This window comes from Kitasatospora brasiliensis, from assembly GCF_032654805.1.
Taxonomy (GTDB): Bacteria; Actinomycetota; Actinomycetes; order Streptomycetales; family Streptomycetaceae; genus Kitasatospora; species Kitasatospora brasiliensis.
Genome location: NZ_JAUOOW010000008.1, coordinates 92,973 through 109,057, shown reverse-complemented (window position 1 = coordinate 109,057; position 16,085 = coordinate 92,973). Strand labels below are relative to the sequence as shown.

Annotated in this window: 16 protein-coding genes; 7 read left to right on the top strand and 9 right to left on the bottom strand. The window is 71.2% G+C overall.

Annotation, left to right across the window (positions count from 1 at the left end; genetic code table 11):
- The first annotated feature begins 17 nt into the window (after window positions 1-17).
- Entirely contained in the window at window positions 18-467 is a 450-nt protein-coding gene (locus tag QWJ13_RS29105) for a hypothetical protein (RefSeq protein ID WP_316528187.1), read from the top strand.
- Window positions 464-856: a winged helix-turn-helix domain-containing protein gene (locus QWJ13_RS29100; protein WP_316528186.1), complete on the top strand. Its 393-nt coding sequence runs from the start codon at window positions 464-466 to the stop codon at window positions 854-856. Before QWJ13_RS29105 ends, QWJ13_RS29100 begins: the two co-directional genes overlap by 4 nt.
- Before the next feature lie 61 nt (window positions 857-917).
- Here the strand turns inward: QWJ13_RS29100 and QWJ13_RS29095 are convergent, their stop codons facing one another.
- Window positions 918-1,667, bottom strand: coding sequence for an SGNH/GDSL hydrolase family protein (locus QWJ13_RS29095; RefSeq protein ID WP_316528185.1), 750 nt, complete (start codon window positions 1,665-1,667; stop codon window positions 918-920).
- A gap of 135 nt (window positions 1,668-1,802) precedes the next feature.
- Here QWJ13_RS29095 and QWJ13_RS29090 point away from each other — a divergent pair, with 135 nt between their 5' ends.
- Window positions 1,803-2,096 (top strand): DUF6087 family protein, encoded by a 294-nt coding sequence (locus tag QWJ13_RS29090; RefSeq protein WP_316528183.1) that lies wholly within the window; start codon window positions 1,803-1,805, stop codon window positions 2,094-2,096.
- Between the two features lie 19 nt (window positions 2,097-2,115).
- Here the strand turns inward: QWJ13_RS29090 and QWJ13_RS29085 are convergent, their stop codons facing one another.
- The 3 genes from QWJ13_RS29085 to QWJ13_RS29075 form a co-directional block, all read right to left on the bottom strand.
- Window positions 2,116-2,334, bottom strand: a complete 219-nt coding sequence (locus QWJ13_RS29085; protein WP_316528182.1) for a hypothetical protein — start codon at window positions 2,332-2,334, stop codon at window positions 2,116-2,118.
- Complete coding sequence (locus QWJ13_RS29080) at window positions 2,331-3,500, bottom strand: inorganic phosphate transporter (RefSeq protein WP_316528181.1); 1,170 nt, start codon at window positions 3,498-3,500, stop codon at window positions 2,331-2,333. The genes QWJ13_RS29085 and QWJ13_RS29080 overlap by 4 nt, the downstream gene beginning before the upstream one ends.
- Before the next feature lie 100 nt (window positions 3,501-3,600).
- Complete coding sequence (locus tag QWJ13_RS29075) at window positions 3,601-4,188, bottom strand: hypothetical protein (protein ID WP_316528180.1); 588 nt, start codon at window positions 4,186-4,188, stop codon at window positions 3,601-3,603.
- Window positions 4,189-4,314: 126 nt separating this feature from the next.
- On the opposite strand from QWJ13_RS29075, the gene QWJ13_RS29070 reads away from it, so the two are divergent.
- Window positions 4,315-4,812 carry a hypothetical protein gene (locus tag QWJ13_RS29070; RefSeq protein WP_316528179.1) on the top strand — a complete coding sequence of 166 codons (498 nt, stop codon included), beginning with the start codon at window positions 4,315-4,317 and terminating at the stop codon, window positions 4,810-4,812.
- 6 nt (window positions 4,813-4,818) lie between these two features.
- Here QWJ13_RS29070 and QWJ13_RS29065 read toward each other — a convergent pair whose 3' ends face one another.
- A complete protein-coding gene (locus QWJ13_RS29065; protein WP_316528178.1) occupies window positions 4,819-5,742 on the bottom strand; it encodes a helix-turn-helix transcriptional regulator in 924 nt (307 codons plus the stop codon).
- Between the two features lie 148 nt (window positions 5,743-5,890).
- Here QWJ13_RS29065 and QWJ13_RS29060 point away from each other — a divergent pair, with 148 nt between their 5' ends.
- Entirely contained in the window at window positions 5,891-6,817 is a 927-nt protein-coding gene (locus tag QWJ13_RS29060) for an alpha/beta hydrolase (RefSeq protein WP_316528176.1), read from the top strand.
- Here QWJ13_RS29060 and QWJ13_RS29055 read toward each other — a convergent pair.
- Together QWJ13_RS29055 and QWJ13_RS29050 are read right to left on the bottom strand one after the other, a co-directional pair.
- Window positions 6,739-7,989: a tryptophan 7-halogenase gene (locus tag QWJ13_RS29055; protein WP_316528175.1), complete on the bottom strand. Its 1,251-nt coding sequence runs from the start codon at window positions 7,987-7,989 to the stop codon at window positions 6,739-6,741. The genes QWJ13_RS29060 and QWJ13_RS29055 overlap by 79 nt on opposite strands.
- A gap of 50 nt (window positions 7,990-8,039) precedes the next feature.
- Window positions 8,040-11,081 carry a LodA/GoxA family CTQ-dependent oxidase gene (locus QWJ13_RS29050; protein WP_316528173.1) on the bottom strand — a complete coding sequence of 1,014 codons (3,042 nt, stop codon included), beginning with the start codon at window positions 11,079-11,081 and terminating at the stop codon, window positions 8,040-8,042.
- A 331-nt stretch (window positions 11,082-11,412) separates the two neighbouring features.
- On the opposite strand from QWJ13_RS29050, the gene QWJ13_RS29045 reads away from it, so the two are divergent.
- A complete protein-coding gene (locus QWJ13_RS29045; RefSeq protein ID WP_316528171.1) occupies window positions 11,413-12,282 on the top strand; it encodes a universal stress protein in 870 nt (289 codons plus the stop codon).
- A 75-nt stretch (window positions 12,283-12,357) separates the two neighbouring features.
- Here the strand turns inward: QWJ13_RS29045 and QWJ13_RS29040 are convergent, their stop codons facing one another.
- Together QWJ13_RS29040 and QWJ13_RS29035 are read right to left on the bottom strand one after the other, a co-directional pair.
- The gene (locus QWJ13_RS29040) at window positions 12,358-13,320 is read right to left on the bottom strand and encodes a hypothetical protein (RefSeq protein ID WP_316528170.1); all 963 of its coding nucleotides are present in this window, start codon (window positions 13,318-13,320) and stop codon (window positions 12,358-12,360) included.
- A gap of 17 nt (window positions 13,321-13,337) precedes the next feature.
- Window positions 13,338-14,291 (bottom strand): hypothetical protein, encoded by a 954-nt coding sequence (locus tag QWJ13_RS29035; protein ID WP_316528169.1) that lies wholly within the window; start codon window positions 14,289-14,291, stop codon window positions 13,338-13,340.
- A 744-nt stretch (window positions 14,292-15,035) separates the two neighbouring features.
- On the opposite strand from QWJ13_RS29035, the gene QWJ13_RS29030 reads away from it, so the two are divergent.
- A complete protein-coding gene (locus QWJ13_RS29030) occupies window positions 15,036-16,046 on the top strand; it encodes a hypothetical protein (RefSeq protein ID WP_316528168.1) in 1,011 nt (336 codons plus the stop codon).
- Window positions 16,047-16,085: the final 39 nt, after the last annotated feature.

Here is a 16,085-nt window from a genome sequence, read left to right as displayed (position 1 = left end):
CCATGTGGTCCTGACCGGTGGCGCTGGTGCTCGCCTACGCCGCGATCAGCTGGTTCTACCTGCGCCGTTCCCGGCGGCTCGGTCTGGGGACCCGGGTGGGGCCGTACCTGGCACTGGGTATCGTCCTGGTCGTGCTCATCACCACCCACGTGGCCTGGACGGCCAAGCACCCGGACTTCCTCGCCGTCCTCCGCGAACCGTCGCCCTTCGCCCCGTTCTTCAACACGGTGGTGACCCCGGCCGGCACGATCGGCCTGGCGCTGCTGCTGCTCGCCCGGATCGAACGCAGCCGGCCGCTCCTCGCCATCACCTGCGGATACCTGGCCGCCATGCTGAGCTCCGGCGGCAACCCCGACCCGTCGCCGTGGGGCTTCCTCCCGGGCCTGCTGCTCGACGGAGGCGTCCTGCTGCTCGGCGGAGTCGGCCTCGCCCTGATCCAGCGGGCCCAGGGGCGGACCGCCACATGAGCGAACACCCGAGCGAACACCCCACCAGCAGCCTCGACGACGTCGTGCACCAGCGCGTGCGCCTGGGCATCCTCGCGGTGTCCAAGCAGGCCCGACGGGTGGAGTTCACCTTCCTGCGCGGCACGCTCGGCCTCACCGCCGGCAACCTCTCCCAGCACCTCGGGGTCCTGGAGAAGGCCGGTCTGATCACCATCGACAAGGGCTACGAGGGCAAGCGCGCCCGCACCTGGATCCAGCTCACCAAGGCGGGCAGGACGGCCCTGAACGACGAGATCGCGACGCTCAAGGCCCTGATCCACCAGCTCGAAGAGCCCGCGGCGCCCGGGGAGCACGAAGCACACGGCGGGGCGGCCGCCCCCGGTCCCGGGGCGGCCCCCGCACCGGGCTGAACATCGTGCCCCCAAGGCCGGCGAAACGCGGCCGGTGGACACCTCCGCCGGCCGTGTCGGCTCAGCCGACGGGCACGCCGGCGGCGATCCGGCCGGTGGTGACCGCCTGGTCCAGCGGGGCGAAGAAGGCGTCGGCCATCCGCTGGTAGCCGGCGTCGTTCGGGTGCAGCCGGTCGGACATCTCATTCGCGGTCAGCGCGGGCGGGTCGACGAAGCGGAACGTGTGGCCTGCCTTCGCCTCGGGGGCCTGGAGCCCGCGGGCCTGGTCGTTGAAGGCCGTCGGCGAGGACTTCAGCCCCTGGGTGGTCGGGATGACGCCCTGCATGATCACCGTGACGCCGGGCCGGTCCGCGAAGATCCGGTCGAGCAGGGCCTTCAACCGGTCGCCCGCGTGCCCGGGGTCGGTGCCGCGGTTGAGGTCGTTGACACCGATGTGCAGCAGGACGACGTCGGGCCGTTCCGCCGCGATCCACTGGTCGACCTCGGCGCGGATCCCGTCGATCAGGTACCCGGAATGGCCTTCGTGGTGGGTGTCCGGCAGCTCTCCGCCGGCCTGGGAGCCGACGAACCTCACGGTGTAGCGGGACTGCCCGGCGACGAGGTTCCACAGGGGGCGCCGGTAGGACGAGCGGGTCGGGCTGCCGACGCCCACGGTGATGGAGTCACCCAGGGGCATCACCCGTACGGTCGGTTTGGCGGCGGCCGCGGTGACGGCCGCGGGGGGTTCAGCGGACCCGAGGGCAGAAGCGGGAACGGCGAGCGCCGCGCAGACGGTGGCCAGCGCGGCGCTCAGACCCAGGCGCTTGTTCATGGTGATCCGTATCGCTAGGTCGGCACACCCGAGGCCCTCAGTCTGGCCGGGAACGGCGCAGCCGCCAGTCGGCGAACGGCCCCTGGCCTGACCTCACCGCCGATAGGCTGGGCGCCCCCGTGGCGAGGAGGAGCAGTGGACGAGGACGAGTCGCTGGAGGCCTGGGCGGCCCGCCGGGACGCGCGGCGCCGACCGGTCGGCGCGCTCAAAGTCGTGGTCCTCGGCCACGAGGACGCCGCGGGCCACCGGTATCCGAAGGAGCCCCGGCTGGTGTCCCGCTGGGACGGCTACCAGTGGATCCCGGAGACCGTCGCGCCGGACTACGCCGCCGCGCAGCGCCTCCTCCACGGCGTCGAGGGGGACGGGGTGGTCCCGATGGCACCGGCCCAGCCGCGCGAGAAGCCGCGCGGCCGGCACCGCAAACCCTGAAGGCTGAGCGCCGATCCGCTCAGCTGTGGCCGACGATGAGGGAGATGCCCCAGCCGATCGCGGCGAGGACCACCGCGAAGCACCCCACCGCGACGGTGTAGCCGCGGGCCCCGGCCGGTGGGACGGGCGGGTTGAGGGCCCGCACGCCGACGGCGAACAGCGCGGGCAGGCCGGCGCCGGCGAGGATGCCGACCACGACGATCTTCCAGAGCGCGTCCGGATTGATCCAGGTGTTCACCGGGCCACCTCGTCGGGGGTCTCGTCCTCGGTGACCGGCTCCGGGACGACCGAGCCGGTCCAGGCGGCGTTGACGTTCTCCGGGGTGACGGCCGGGTGGCGGGAGGCCACGTAGAAGGCGATCGAGGCCACCACCAGGACGGCGAAGACGGCCACCACCCCGCCCGTACCGCCGATCCCCCGGGCCGTCCAGTAGGCCAGCGCCCCGACCAGGCCCGCGGCCGGGAGGGTGAGCAGCCAGGCCACCACCATGCGGCGGGCGATGTTCCACCGTACGGCCGCGCCCGGCCTGCCGACCCCCGAGCCGAGGATCGACCCGGTGGCGACGTGGGTGGTGGAGAGCGAGTAGCCGAAGTCGGCGGAGCAGAGGATGACGGCGGCCGAGGCCGACTCGGCGGCCAGCCCCTGCGGCGGTTCGATCTCCACCAGCCCCTTGCCCAGCGCCCTGATGACCCGCCAGCCGCCGACGTAGGTGCCCAGGGCGATGGCCGCAGCGCAGGAGGCGATCACCCACGTCGGGGCCTTCGCGTCGGCGCCCAGCGTTCCGTTGGCGATCAGGGCCAGGGTGATGACGCCCATGGTCTTCTGCGCGTCGTTGGTGCCGTGGGCGAGCGAGACCATGCAGGCCGAACCGATCTGGCCGCTGCGGAAGCCCCGGGTGCGCGCGTCCTCGGCGACGCCGCGGGTGAGGCGGTAGACGAGGTAGGTGCCGAGCGCGGCGACGATGCCGGCGATGAACGGGGACAGGGCGGCCGGCACGATCACCTTGGAGACGAGGCCCTGCCACTTGACGGCGGAGGTGCCGGCCGCCGCCATGGTCGCGCCGACCACGCCGCCGATCAGCGCGTGCGAGGAGCTGGAGGGGATCCCCGCGTACCAGGTCGTCAGGTTCCACAGGATGCCGCCGGTCAGGCCCGCCACCACCACGGTCAGCGTCACGTCCTGGCTGTGCACCAGGCCGCTGGCGATGGTCGCAGCGACCGCCGTGGACAGGAACGCGCCCACGAGGTTGAGCACCGCCGAGACGGCGACCGCGATGCGCGGGGGGAGGGCTCCGGTGACGATCGAGGTCGCCATGGCGTTGCCGGTGTCGTGGAAGCCGTTGGTGAAGTCGAAGCCCAGCGCGGTGACCACCACCAGCACCAGGACCACGTCGTTGCCGGTCACGGGACCGAACCCTAGGCGTCCGCGGCGCCCGTCCGAGCCGGGAACCGCCGGGCACCACCCGATCGGACCAGCGCGGAGGCACGGCACGCCCACGCACGGATCACAAGCCCTGGGGGACGCCCCGTCCACCGTCGACGGCGATCGTCGAACAGGGATTCACGATCACCGGACAGGAGTTCCACAGCTCCACCCCGGCCGTGACCAGTTCCAGTACCGCGCGTTGCTCCGCGGGAGTCCACGCGGCGCACTCGCCTCCGAACAGCTTCTCGTAGGCGCTGTCATGCACCGCGCCTTGCCGGGGCAGCCGGTGGACCCCGCCGAGTCCTCGGGCCAGGTCCTCGAAGAAGTTCCACGCCTCCAGCACGGCACCCGCGGGGACGCGACGGCGCACAGGGTCCTCCAGCCAACGCTGGACACGGGTGAGCTCCAGCGTGTCGGCCTCAGGAGTGGCCAGCCTCCGCCCCCGTCGGCTCACGTACATCCGTACCTGCCGAACAGTCATGAACACCGGCACCCGGCAGCGATCGACTTCCGGCAACGTCAGCACCTGATCAGGTTCGTCGCCCTCGCCACCGACCCACAGGACCACCGCGCTGCGGCCCAGCCCGCGCACCCGATACGCGTAGAGACTCCCGCGCCCACCCCGGTGTCCGGCCGCGAACACATCCACCATCTCGATCTCTGTCACGCCCTCACACTGGCATGTCCCGCGAGCACCGTCGCGGGATTTCTCCGCAACGACCGGCATGACCGCAAGACCTGGCGAGGTTCGCTACCCGGCCAACGGTTCGAGCAGAACCGCTAGGCTCGCGCCATGGAGCTGGACGAGGCACTGGACCCGCTGCGCCGGGTGCTGCTGGAACGCGACCTGGGCGGTTATCCGGGGACGGTCTCCGCGGCGGTGGAGGCTGCCCGGACGGCACTGGCCGGCGGGGCGGACACCCCGGGCCTGTGGGAGCTTGGCGTGCTGTCCGAGTCGGACGCTTCGGAGGCGCGCCGGCTGCTGTTCCAACTGGAGCAGGAACTCTGGCCGGCGCTGCGGCTGCCCACCACCTTCGAGGGCCGCGACCGGGCGCTGGCCCGGTACTGCCTGCGGGACCTGTTGGACGGGCGCCTCGATCCGTTGGTGGCGGCCGAGCGGATCGGCTTCGAGCTGTGCCCCTTCGACGACCCCGGCTCGCCGCTGTGGCCGGTCCGCGGATGGTTGCATCGCGCGGACGACCAGCAGGAGCACCACGGCGGGCTGACGAAGGAGCTGGTGGCCGAACTGCACGACCTGGCCGCCCGGCTGCTGGCCGGTCCGCTGTCCTGACGCGGGCTACGCTCCCGAGTCCTCCCGCGTTCCGGGGCCGGCCGCGGCCGTCTCACGGAGTTCGGTCGTCTCCGGGACCACGGCCGGCTCCCGGAGCAGGAGGCGCAGCGCCTCCTGGGCGGCGGAGCCGGGCTCGGCGGTGTAGGCCACCAACTGCTGGTCGGGCTGGGTGTCGACGGAGAACTGCTGGACGTCGAGGGTGATCGGCCCCACGACGGGGTGCAGGTAGGTCTTGGTGAGCTGGCGCGGGCCGCGGACCCGATGGTCGGCCCACCAGGTGCGGAAGTCGGCGTCCCGCAGGCTCAGTTCCCCGATCAGGGCGGCGAGGGCCTTGTCCTGCGGGTGGCGGCCGGCCTCCATGCGCAGGACCGCCACGCACTCGCGCGCGGAGCGGGTCCAGTCCGCGTAGAGGGCGCGGTAGTCGGGGTCGAGGAAGGTCAGCCGGATCAGGTTGCGCTCGGCGGGCGCCGGCGCGGCGAAGTCGGTGAGCAGGGCGGCGCAGGCCCGGTTCCAGGCCAGCACGTCCAGGCGCCGGTTGAGGACCATCGCCGGTACGTCCGTCATGGTGGCCAGCAGGTGCCGCAGTTGCGGGTCGACCCGGGGCCGGCCCGGCCCCGGCACCGGTGCCGCCGGTACGGCCTCCGCCACGGTGACCAGGTAGGCGTGCTCGTCCGGTGCGAGCAGCAGCGCGTCGGCGAGCGCGTCGAGCACCGGCCGGGAGACCTTGCGGGCGCGCCCCTGCTCCAGGCGGACGATGTAGTCGATGCTCACATGGGCGAGTTGGGCGAGCTCCTCACGGCGCAGACCGGGCACCCGCCGGTGGCGCCCGTCGTCGGGCAGGCCGAGCCGGCGCGGGTCCAGGGCGGCGCGGCGCGCGCGCAGGAAGTCGCCCAGTTCGTTGCCGCCGGCGTCCGTGCTGTGGAAGGTCATGGCTCCAGTGTCGCCGGGTGCGCGGGGCCGTGCCTGGTACTGGCGTGCATAGGCAGATCCCTCCCTGGTACCGGCTGCCGGGCGCGGGCCACGGTGGATCCGCGGCCGACCACCGGTGGCCGCTTCCCACCGTGACAGGAGCAACCCCATGAGGATCGACGTCCGCTTCCCCTCGACCGGCCTGAAGCTCGCCGGCCACCTGTACGTCCCGGACGGCGACATCGGCCTCACCGGCCCGCGCCCGGCGGTCGTCGTCGGCCACCCGGGCACCGGGGTCAAGGAGCAGACCGCCGGCCGGTACGCCCGGCTGCTCGCCGAGCGGGGCTTCGTCACCCTGGCCTTCGACGCCGCCCACCAGGGCGAGAGCGAGGGCGGGCCGCGCGGCCTGGAGGACCCGGCCCAGCGGGTCGAGGACTTCAAGGCCGCGGTGTCCTTCCTGACCACCCGTCCGGAGGTCGACCCCGACCGGATCGGCGCGCTGGGCATCTGCGCGTCCGGCGGCTACCTCCTCGCCGCGACCGCCTCCGACCACCGGATCAAGGCCGTCGCCACCGTCAGCGCCGTCGACATCGCCCGCCAGTTCCGCCTCGGCGCCGACGGCGCCCAGGACCCGGCCGTCTTCCAGGGCCTGCTCGACGCGGCCTGCGCCGCCCGCACCGCCGAGGCCCGCGGCGAGGGCACGCAGAGCTTCCCGCTCTTCCCCGACAGCGCCGAACAGGCCGCGGCCCTGGGCGGCCGCCACGCCGTGGAGGGCTGGGAGTACTACTGCACCCCGCGCGCCGCCCACCCGCGCTCGGCGAAGTCGCTGACCTGGTCCAGCGTCGACCGGATGGCCTTCTTCGACGCCTTCCGCTTCGTCCACCTGATCGCGCCGCGCCCGCTGCTGATGGTCGCCGGCCGCGAGGCCGTCACCTCGTGGATGAGCGTCGAAGCCTTCCAGGCCGCCCGTGGCCCCAAGGAACTCCACTGGATCGACGGCGCCGGCCACGTCGACCTCTACGACCGCGAGCCGTACGTCGGGGCGGCGGCCGAGAAGCTGACCGGGTTCTTCCGGTCCGCCCTGGCCGCCGCGTAGCGGGGCTCGGTTGCCGTCGGCCGGTCCGCCGTCGACGCCGCCGCGAGGCCGTCCGCTGTTCGGCGGCGACGCCAGAAGGGGTTCAGGGGCCAACGCCGCTCCTGGTCGTACGCGTACGCATGACTTCTCTGGTAGGCCGCCGCGATTCCGTCCAGGAACGCCGTGTAGTCGGCGAGCGATGTCCTCGTCCGTCCCCCGTCGGCGAGGCAGTCGGCCACGGCCCGTCCGGCTCGGGCGCCGGTGTGCAGTGCGGTGAGAATGCCCTGCGAGGAGAGCGGGTCGAAGGCGAGGGCGGCGTCCCCGGCCGCCACCCAGCCCGGTCCGGCCGCCGGGGTGAGCCGCAGGCCGTGAGCCGGCGCCCAGCGCGGCACGGGCGTCGCGGCCGGGCCGTGGCCGGTCAGGCGGCGCCGGACGTGGACGGTGCGACTGAGCGCCTGCCAGAAGCCCTGCGGGGTGCGCAGGGACGGGTCGGCGAGGTCGGCGTCGGTCAGATGGGCGACCAGGCGCCCGGCCGGGATACGGGTGGTGTACCACCAGCCGTGCGGCGCCGCCTCCACCAGGGTGCGGGCCTCGGCGTCCTGCGGGCCGGCCGGTTGCGCCGGGCTCGACGGGTGGCGGTCGGGGAAGACGGCGTACGCGGCGACGAGCCGGTCCTGCCGTCGGCGGTGGCCGCTGCGCCGGCCGATGACGCAGCGTCGGCCGGTGGCGTCGACCGTCCAGCGGGCGGACAGCTCCGCCACGGCGGCGCCGGCCCGCTCGCGGACGATCAGACGGTCGTCGATCCGCTCCAGCGCGGTGGCCTGCCGCAGTTCGGCGCCGGCCTCGACGGCCGTGTCCCGCAGGAAGGCGTCGAAGCGGGGACGGTCGAGGTGCCAGCCGTGCCCGTACGGGTCGAACAGGTGGCTGCGGCCGTGCAGCGCTTCCGACCCCCAGGCGGCGTACGTGCCGGTGGAGACGGGGTGACCGGACGCCAGGAAGGCGTCCAGCAGCCCGAGGTCGCCCAGCAGCGGCCGGACGGCGGGCGGCAGGAACTCCCCGATCTTGAACGCGGGCCGGGCGGGGGGCGCGGCGCGTGGCGGGGACTGGCCGCCGTCGTCCAGGAGCACGACGCGGTGGCCGGCCCGGGCCAGGACGAGCGCCGCCACGGCGCCCGCCGGACCGCCGCCCGCCACGACGGCGTCGACGGGTCCGCACGGGCGCCCGCGAAGCGGCGGGCGGGGGCTCACCGGCTGGGCCGCAGGCGCTTGACCTTGTCGATGAACCCGGCCGAGACCTCCTCGTCGGGAGCGTCCGCCATGGTGACCGCGGTGGCCAGCGCGGCCGCGCCCAGGGCGGGGTCCGCGCCGCGGTCCACGTGCACGGTGACCAGGTTGCGCCCGGCCGGCGGGGCGGGCTCGGGCGGGAAGCTCACCTCGGACTCCACCATGACCTCCGCCGGGAGGCGGGGGTCGTCGGTGGGGCCGGGCCTGCGCTCGACCACCCCGAGCTTGCCGAAGTCCTGCACCATCGCGTTGATGTTGGCCGTGTAGTCGCGGGGCAGCCAGCGCAGCCAGGTCCGCCGGGTCCGGAACGCGGCCAGGCGATCGGCCATCGGGCGGGTGGTGTCCATCACCACCTCGTAGTCCTCCTCGGCGAGCACGTGGTTGGGCACCCGGGCCGGCCAGAAGGTGGGCAGGTACGGGTCGTACGGGCCGAAGCCGAGCGAGACGCTGTACTCGTAGCCCGACCGGCAGCTCGCCGTGTCGGTCTGCCACGGCACCGCCATCCACCGGGTCAGGTCGCCCGGGCCCTGGGCGTGCAGCGGGCCGTCGAGGGAGAGCGCGAGCTCCGGCGTCAGCTTCTGGCCGTAGTTGGGCGGGGGAGGCGCCAGCGGGTCGCGGTGCCGCACCCGGAACGGGGCGCTGTACAGGGTGATGTGGCGCATCGGCCAGGTCAGCTCGCAGCCGGGGTGGAAGGCGTCGGCGAGGCAGAACGACAGGGCCGCCCGGTCGAGGGTCCCGGGCTGTTCGGCGAACGGGACGTCGTCGAGGGTGGCGGGCGGCGCGGCCGTCGGATCGTGGTCGTCGACGAAGTCTCCGCGGGCCCAGCGCTGGAGGAGGCGGTACTGCAGCGCCGAGAGCGTCGTGTGCTGGCGCACGGACTGGGGCGGCAGGTTCATCGCGTCGCCGTAGACCGCCGGCCAGGGCACCGGTGACATGCCGTCGCGCTCGTAGTCGCGGACGGCGAGCCAGATCTGCCGGCGCAGATCCTGTTGGACGGGTGAGGGGTCGGCCAGCGCGGCGACCCGGGCGGGGTCGAGGAGGGGCTCGCGTCCGCCGAAGCCGAACTGGGTGGCCAGGCCCTTGTTGACCCACTGCAGGCCGGACAGCCGGCGCAGCACGGGCAGGACGTCACGGGTGAACGAGACCTGCCGCGGTTCGGGGAGTTGCCCGGCGCTGAAGAAGGAGTCGCGCACCAGGTCGTACATCGTGCGCACCGAGGCGAGTTCGGGCGCGTAGTTGGGGGGCGCGGTCACCACCCAGCCCGGCTCGACCGGGACGGGCCGTCCGTCGATGCTCACCTCGGCGGTGACCGGGCCGTCGGAGGTGTCGTCGTACCAGCCGTCGTTGTTGGCGAAGGTGTCGGCGGGGGTGCCGGTCGACGAGGCCGAGACGCCGTGGCCGCCGAGGAAGATCAGCCGGCCGCTGTCGTCGGTGCGCAGCTCCCCGAGGTAGACGGGTTTGCCCATGAAGGTGCCGGTGTCGAAGCGGTACTCGGGCTTGTCGGAGCGGTTGCGTCCGCGCACCGAGCGGGGGCCGGGGTCGATGACCAGGAGGTCCTTGCGCTGGTCGGCCTGGATCTTGGGGTTGCGCAGGTTGCTGGCGTCGGCCTGGTGCGCCTCGGGGATGTCGAGGGCGATCTGGAACTGGTACCAGGCCGCCTTCGAGTTGGCGACGTGCACGGTCCAGCGCAGGTCGGCGTTGTCGGCGGTCAGTTCGGCGACCGGCTCGCCGGCGGCGTTGTAGCCGTAGACCCGGAACCGGACGGCCTGGCGCTTCAGGGCGCCGGTGACGTCCTTGTAGCTCCCGGCGGGCAGCGGGGCGGGATCGTCGACCTCGGGGGCGAGGACGAAGTCGTCCATCGTGCTGTCGCCGACCCGGGCCACGCCGATGGCCGGGTGTACGGCGGCCCGGACGATCCGGGTGTCACGGGCCGCCGGCGGGGTGATCCGCGGCCGGGCCGGGCCGGGCTCGGCCGTCGGGACGCCGTTCACGTCGCGGCGCTGTTCGGCCGAGGCCAGGTACACCGTCCTGCGCGCCTCGGCGATGCTGCCCACCGGGGTGTGCTCGGCGAGGGCGTGCCACGGGTTGAGGGCGAGGTTCTCCCCGTACGCGGCCTGGCCGCGGGCCGTGACGTCCTGCTGCCGGAGGGTCAGTCGGGCCACCTTCACGGGGGCGCTCTCGGACTCCTCCCACCGCACCGTCGCCTGGTCCAGCGGCATCTTCTCGTCGTCGGTGCGGAACTGGAGCATCAGGTCGAAGGCCGCCGGACCGGCCTTGAGCCGGTGGACCAGGTCGGCACCGAGGTAGGCGGGGTCCTCGTCGGGTGGAGTCGCCGCCGGGTCGCCCGGCTCGCAACCGGCGGGCACCAGCTTGTACTTGACGAAACGATCCGGCCCGAAGGCGTAGGGGAGCACACCCCAGTAGGTGGCGGTCAGCGCGCTCGGCTCGAACGTGGCCATCGCGTCGAGGATCTCGCGGGTGACCGGATGGGCTTCCAGATACCTGTCGTAACTGCCGTCGATGACGCCGGCCTTGGTGAACTCGCACATGTCCTGGGCGGTGTCGACGAAGAAGACGTCGAAGTTCTGCAACAGCAGGTCCTGGGTGCCGGCCTCGGCGTAGCCCTCCAGCAGCTTCGGGCCGGGCACGCCGAACAGCTTGATGCCGATGCCGAGGGTGGTCATCAGGTCGGGACTGCCGGGCACGGTGTCGCTGGAGAACCGCACCCAGGCGGACAGACCGCCGGCCTGGGTGCGGGCGCTCTCCAGGAACCCCACGCGCAGGTCCGCCGGCAGGTCGTCGGAGACCGTGAGCGTGCCCCGGGCCACGCCGTGCGGCTTGAGGAACACCGGCCGCTTGACGGGGTCCTGGCCGCGGGCCATCCGCACACCCTGGGTCAGGTCCACGAACATCTGCTTCAGCGCGCCGGCCGCGTCCTCGGCACAGCCCGGCAGGGGTGGCGGCCCCGCGGTGTCGTCGGAGGGCTCTGGGGTCCCGATCATGCTGTGCTCCCGTCGCTGCGGTGGTGGGTCGGGGCCCGCGGGCCACTTCGGCCGATGCCGCTCGCGGCTTCCGGAGCCCAGGCAAGCGTGCCCGGACCTGCGGGGGATGGCGCGCCGACGTACCCCCGAAACGACCAGGCAGCGGGCCCGGTGCGGGCCGTCTCACTCCAATCGGTCAGCCGCGCTCGCCCGTCGCGCGGGCGGCGGTCTGTACTGCCTAGGGTGTGCACGAGGGTCGGCTGGAATCCGGCAGTCCGGCCGGTTCGGCCAGTTCGGCCTGTTCGGCCTGTTCGGCCTGTTCGGCCTGTTCGGCCGGTTCACTGGAGGAGCCATGGCAGCTGCCGATCCGGGGCGACCGGTCCTGCTCGGCGTGGACGCGCTCGGAGACAACCGTGCCGCGACGATCTGGGCGGCGGACGAAGCGCGACAACGTGGCCTGTCGTTGCGCATGGTCCACGCCGTCCCACCGGCCATCGAGGGGCGGGCGTCCGGGAGGATCCTCCATCGGGAGCAGCTGGAGATCGGGCGGCACCAACTGGACCTGGCCGCCGCGCTCGCCCGTGAGCGCCACCCCGCCGTGGAGGTGTCCACCGAGATCGCCGAGGGGGTGCCGGGCCCGGTCCTGGTCCGGACTTCGCGCGGTGCCACGCTGGTCGTCCTGGGCTCGCGCGAGCTCGGCCGCATCGAGGAGATGCTCAGCACGTACTCGGTCATCGTCCCGGTCGCCGCGCAGGCCGGCTGCCCGGTGGTGGTGGTCCGCGAAACCGAGGACGTCGCCCGGCGCCCACCGCACCTCGTCGTGGGAGTGGACGGCAGTGCGACGTCGATGGCCGCCGTCGATGCCGCGCTCGACCTCGCCCGGTGGCACGGGGCGGCCGTGCGGATGGTCTGGGCCTGGAAGCGCCCCCGCTTCGCCCCGGTCGACGAGCCCGCTCTCGTCAGGGACCTCCGGCGGGAGCTGGCCGAGACGACAGCCCGCCCGATGGCCGACCACCCGGACGTGGACGTCACCCATGCGGTCGTCCGCGGCCATCCGGTCGACGTCCTGGCCGAGGCCGCCCGCCACGCGCTCGCCGTCGTGGTCGGACGGCGCGGCAGCGGCGGCTACACGGGCATGAAACTCGGCCAAGTCCCCCACGGCCTTCTGCGCAAGGCCTCATGCCCTGTCGTCACGGTCCCCGGCGCACCCTCCGACACGTGAGCGGCCTGGTGCGGCGGGCCCCCGCTCCCGGGGCGGGCTCGGCCGGCCGCCCGCGGGCGGCAAACCGCTTGGCCTTCACCCTTTCGCCAGGAGTTCCCGCATCTGCGGGGACATGGGCACCTCCTTCCTCAGCGGACGCGGCGGGAGGTTGGACGGGTCGTACGGGCCGTCGATCACCGCCGGCGCCTCGGATCCGTAGATGAGGGAAGAGAGGGCATTCCCTTCGGGGTCGAACACCGTGATCACGTCGGTGAGCTGCCAGTAGAGGAACATCTGTGTGGTCGAGCCCTTGACGTTGTCGAAGTCCTGGGAGAGGAAGGACGTGGTCTGCGTGTTCGTACTGATTTGCTGGGACGTGCTGGAGCTGGCACTGATCGACGCCGAGATGCCGGCCGAGATCGGCCCCCAGCCGGCGCCGGCGTTGACACCCAGGGATGTGGCCAGCTGTGACTGCTGCGTTGTTGTGACCTCGATCCCCGACGTGGTCGTATAGTTCTCCGTCCGTTGTTCGCCCTTGGCGATGCAGTACGAATTGGGCAGCCGTTGCCAGTACTGCTCCCGGGCAATGCTGTTGCCGTTGACTCCCCCACAGCCGACCACCACCCGGGGCGAGTCGGGAGGAATGACGACGGCCTCGTTGGGTATCGGAGGCGATCCGATGTCGTTGGGATTGAGGAGATCGGAACACGAGACGTTGAGAATGTACTCGGAGCCCTGCCAGGGCACTGCGGCTGTGGCCGGGTAGACGGCGGCGAAGGCACCGCTGTAGTAGTTGACGAAGATGAAATACCAGCCGAAGTCGATCGGTGAGGTGAACGTCGACCACCGGGTGTCCGGCTTGAGAAGCATCGATGGGTTGCCCGTACCGAAGCCGGTGCCGCCGGGCACCATGCCCAGCCAGATGCCCGTGTCGGATACGAGGTACCCGCCCAGGGGAATCTCCGTGGCATTGTAGAAGGTGAACTGCCCGGTATTGCCGGTGTTCTGGGACACCAGCGTCCCATTGAGGGCCTGCTGATATGTCGGGGTCATCTGCATGAGCTTCTCCCGGTACGTCAGGGCGTCGGGGCTGCGGGATCGGGCAGGGTGTAGGGGCCGCCGATCACGGTCGGCTGTGTTCCGGTGACGATGGAGCCGAGCGGACTCCCGCCCCAGTCGTAAATCGTCACGACATCGGCCAGTTGCCAGTACAGCATCATCTCGGGTGATTCGGCGCCCTGGTCGAGGCTGTACTTCTCGGAAACATAGGACGTCGTCTGCTCGGTGACGGTGACCTGCTGGAAATTCGTGGACGAGGTGCTCAGGGCAGCGGAGACGGACGCGGACACCGGCCCCCATCCGGCACTGACCGACGCGTTGACCGACGCCTCCAGCGTGCTCAACTCGGAGGTGGTCTCCTGTCTCCCGGACGTCACGGTGTAGGACGACTGCTTGGTCTCCCCGGGCGCGATGCTGTAGGAATCCGGGAGGCGTTGCCAGAACTGCTCCCGGACCACCACATTCGGCGTCAAATATCCCGCAGGCCCCAGCAGTCCACTACCGACCACGATCCTTGGTGAATCCGTTGGAATAAGCATCCCGGCGGCGTTGTCCGGCGTCGGCGCCGTGCCGATGTCGTTGGGCTCCAGCAGATCCCAATCCGTGATGTAGATGTCGCTGCTACCGTCGGCCGGAGTCTGGAAGACCGCAGCGAATGCGCCGCTCCAAGCGTTCACGAACAGCCAGTACCAATTCAAACACGGATCACTCAATGTCACCGACTGGCCACCCTCGAATCCAGGCCTGTTCGTGCCGGATATATCTTGACCCGGCTGCCCGGGCGAGAACACCTGACTGTCCTCGCTCCAGCCCCAACGAGTTCCGTCGGTAGCGATCTGGTACATCGCCAAGTACACGGAGGTCATGTTGTGGAACGTCAGAGGCTGCCCCGACCCCGTGTCCCCGGAGGACTTCAACGTCCCGTCGATGGCGCTCTGGTACATGTCATTCATCTGCATGATCGTCTCCACTCCTCTGCGACTCCTCTGCGCCGGAGCTCCTCATGGAATGGGAGCGCAAGGGCGGTGCACGCCGCCGCCACGCCAGCGTGACGGCGCCTGTCCCGCCCAAAGGCGGCGCCCGCCTCCCCTTGACGGCAAGCCTGCCGCCGGATGACCGCTCATGCCGCCTTCGGCCCCGCAGGCCTTCCTCGGATGGATCGCATGGCTCTCATCCGGGGAAGGCGGCACTGCACGGGTCGAGACACATGCAAGCCTCTGGAAAACCGGCTGCGGAAGTGGTTCTGACCACCCCTCACCAGCGAGGACTCCGCACCCCGCCGGGCGCTATGCCACTCAGACTAGGCCGACCGAGCGAGGGCTGCCACCAGAGGGGCCCGGCAGTTGCGGCACCGCCTGAACAGCCGAAACAGCCCTCCGGGCGAACCGACGGACCGTCCCGAAACATCGAGGCTTGAGGAGGTGCCCGGTCAATCGAACGTGTCCTTGCAAGACACCACCGTCGGTGGCTAGATGGAAGTGGGAGTCCTCGGCTCACGTGCTCTTGGCTCGAACTCGCCGACGCGAGTACCCGACCCCTGACATCCGGGAGACTCATGCAGATGAATGACATCCATTCGGGCTGCCGTCAATGGGACCTTGCCCTCCACGGGGTCCGCAGGTCCAGGACACCCCCTCCAGCACTGCTCCGCACATAAGGCGACCTCCATGAGCCCAGTTCCATTCGATGCGGCCCACATCGCTGTGAGTCATTGGTTGACGTTCCCCAACATCGTCATGCTGGACACTGACCTGAAGACTGTCGGCGGCCGGGAGGTGTCTCGGCCGGCCATCATCGTCGGTGTGGTCGAGAAGAAGCCGAACGGGGCCCTGACTGCTCACGACTTTCCCATCCCGCCCTTCGTCGAGGTTGACGTCACTCAGGGCGACGGCACCGTCATGACTGCGACCATTCCTACGGACGTGGTGGAGACGGGTGAAATTGTCGGCCGATCTCTGGAGTGGCGAGCACGGCCCTGCCCCGGGGGATTTCGAATCGAACCGAGGGCACGTAGGCGCGCATTCGGTCTGTGGCATGAAAGATCAAAAGGGACACTCGGGGTCACCACGTATTTCCGGAACGAGCGATGCCTCCTCTCCAACTGTCATGTGATCGGCGACTATTCCGACGGCCCCGGCCTCAACGTCTACCAGCCCTCATTCAACCCGTGGTCGGCCAAGAGCAGGGACAGGACCCTGATCGCAGTCTGTGACGGCACGATGGAAATCATAAGCTACCCGACCAAGAATCCCCAGAACATCGAGCACAACATCTATGATTTCGCCTGGGCGGAGGTTCCCGCCAACCAGCCGTTGGAAATGCAGACATCCCATGCAATACAATACATTCACGAAGGAGAGAACTGGTTGAGGATAAAAAGGAATCCCCGGAAGGGTGACAAAGTCAGCTGGGTCGGAGCGACCACTGGACTTGTCCAGTACGGGACGATCAGGAGCACGCGAAGCCGAATAGCCATGCCTTTCCGGCATAACAATAGGTGGGCCTTCTGGGAGGAGGTCATCAGAATCGACAAGCGCCCTGACGAGCTGCAGCCGGTAATGATGCGGGGCGACTCCGGTTCGGCACTGATCCGCGATGCCGACAAGGCCATAGTCGGGCTTCTCTCTTTCTCCGGCGGTTCATCGCTGATCCTGGCGACCCGCATACCCGATGAGGAGAATCCCGCCGGCCCGCAGCAGATGCGCATCCAGCCCGCTGTCTTCTGATACTCGGGTCGAATTCGTAGTGTCCAGGCCCGTACGGCC

Coding starts and splice junctions, on each gene's coding strand:
- QWJ13_RS29065 (WP_316528178.1), bottom strand. CDS start 5,742: ATGACCTTCCACAGCACGGACGCCGGCGGCAACGAACTGGGCGACTTC.
- QWJ13_RS29095 (WP_316528185.1), bottom strand. CDS start 1,667: ATGAACAAGCGCCTGGGTCTGAGCGCCGCGCTGGCCACCGTCTGCGCG.
- QWJ13_RS29100 (WP_316528186.1), top strand. CDS start 464: ATGAGCGAACACCCGAGCGAACACCCCACCAGCAGCCTCGACGACGTC.
- QWJ13_RS29070 (WP_316528179.1), top strand. CDS start 4,315: ATGGAGCTGGACGAGGCACTGGACCCGCTGCGCCGGGTGCTGCTGGAA.
- QWJ13_RS29045 (WP_316528171.1), top strand. CDS start 11,413: ATGGCAGCTGCCGATCCGGGGCGACCGGTCCTGCTCGGCGTGGACGCG.
- QWJ13_RS29060 (WP_316528176.1), top strand. CDS start 5,891: ATGAGGATCGACGTCCGCTTCCCCTCGACCGGCCTGAAGCTCGCCGGC.
- QWJ13_RS29050 (WP_316528173.1), bottom strand. CDS start 11,081: ATGATCGGGACCCCAGAGCCCTCCGACGACACCGCGGGGCCGCCACCC.
- QWJ13_RS29040 (WP_316528170.1), bottom strand. CDS start 13,320: ATGCAGATGACCCCGACATATCAGCAGGCCCTCAATGGGACGCTGGTG.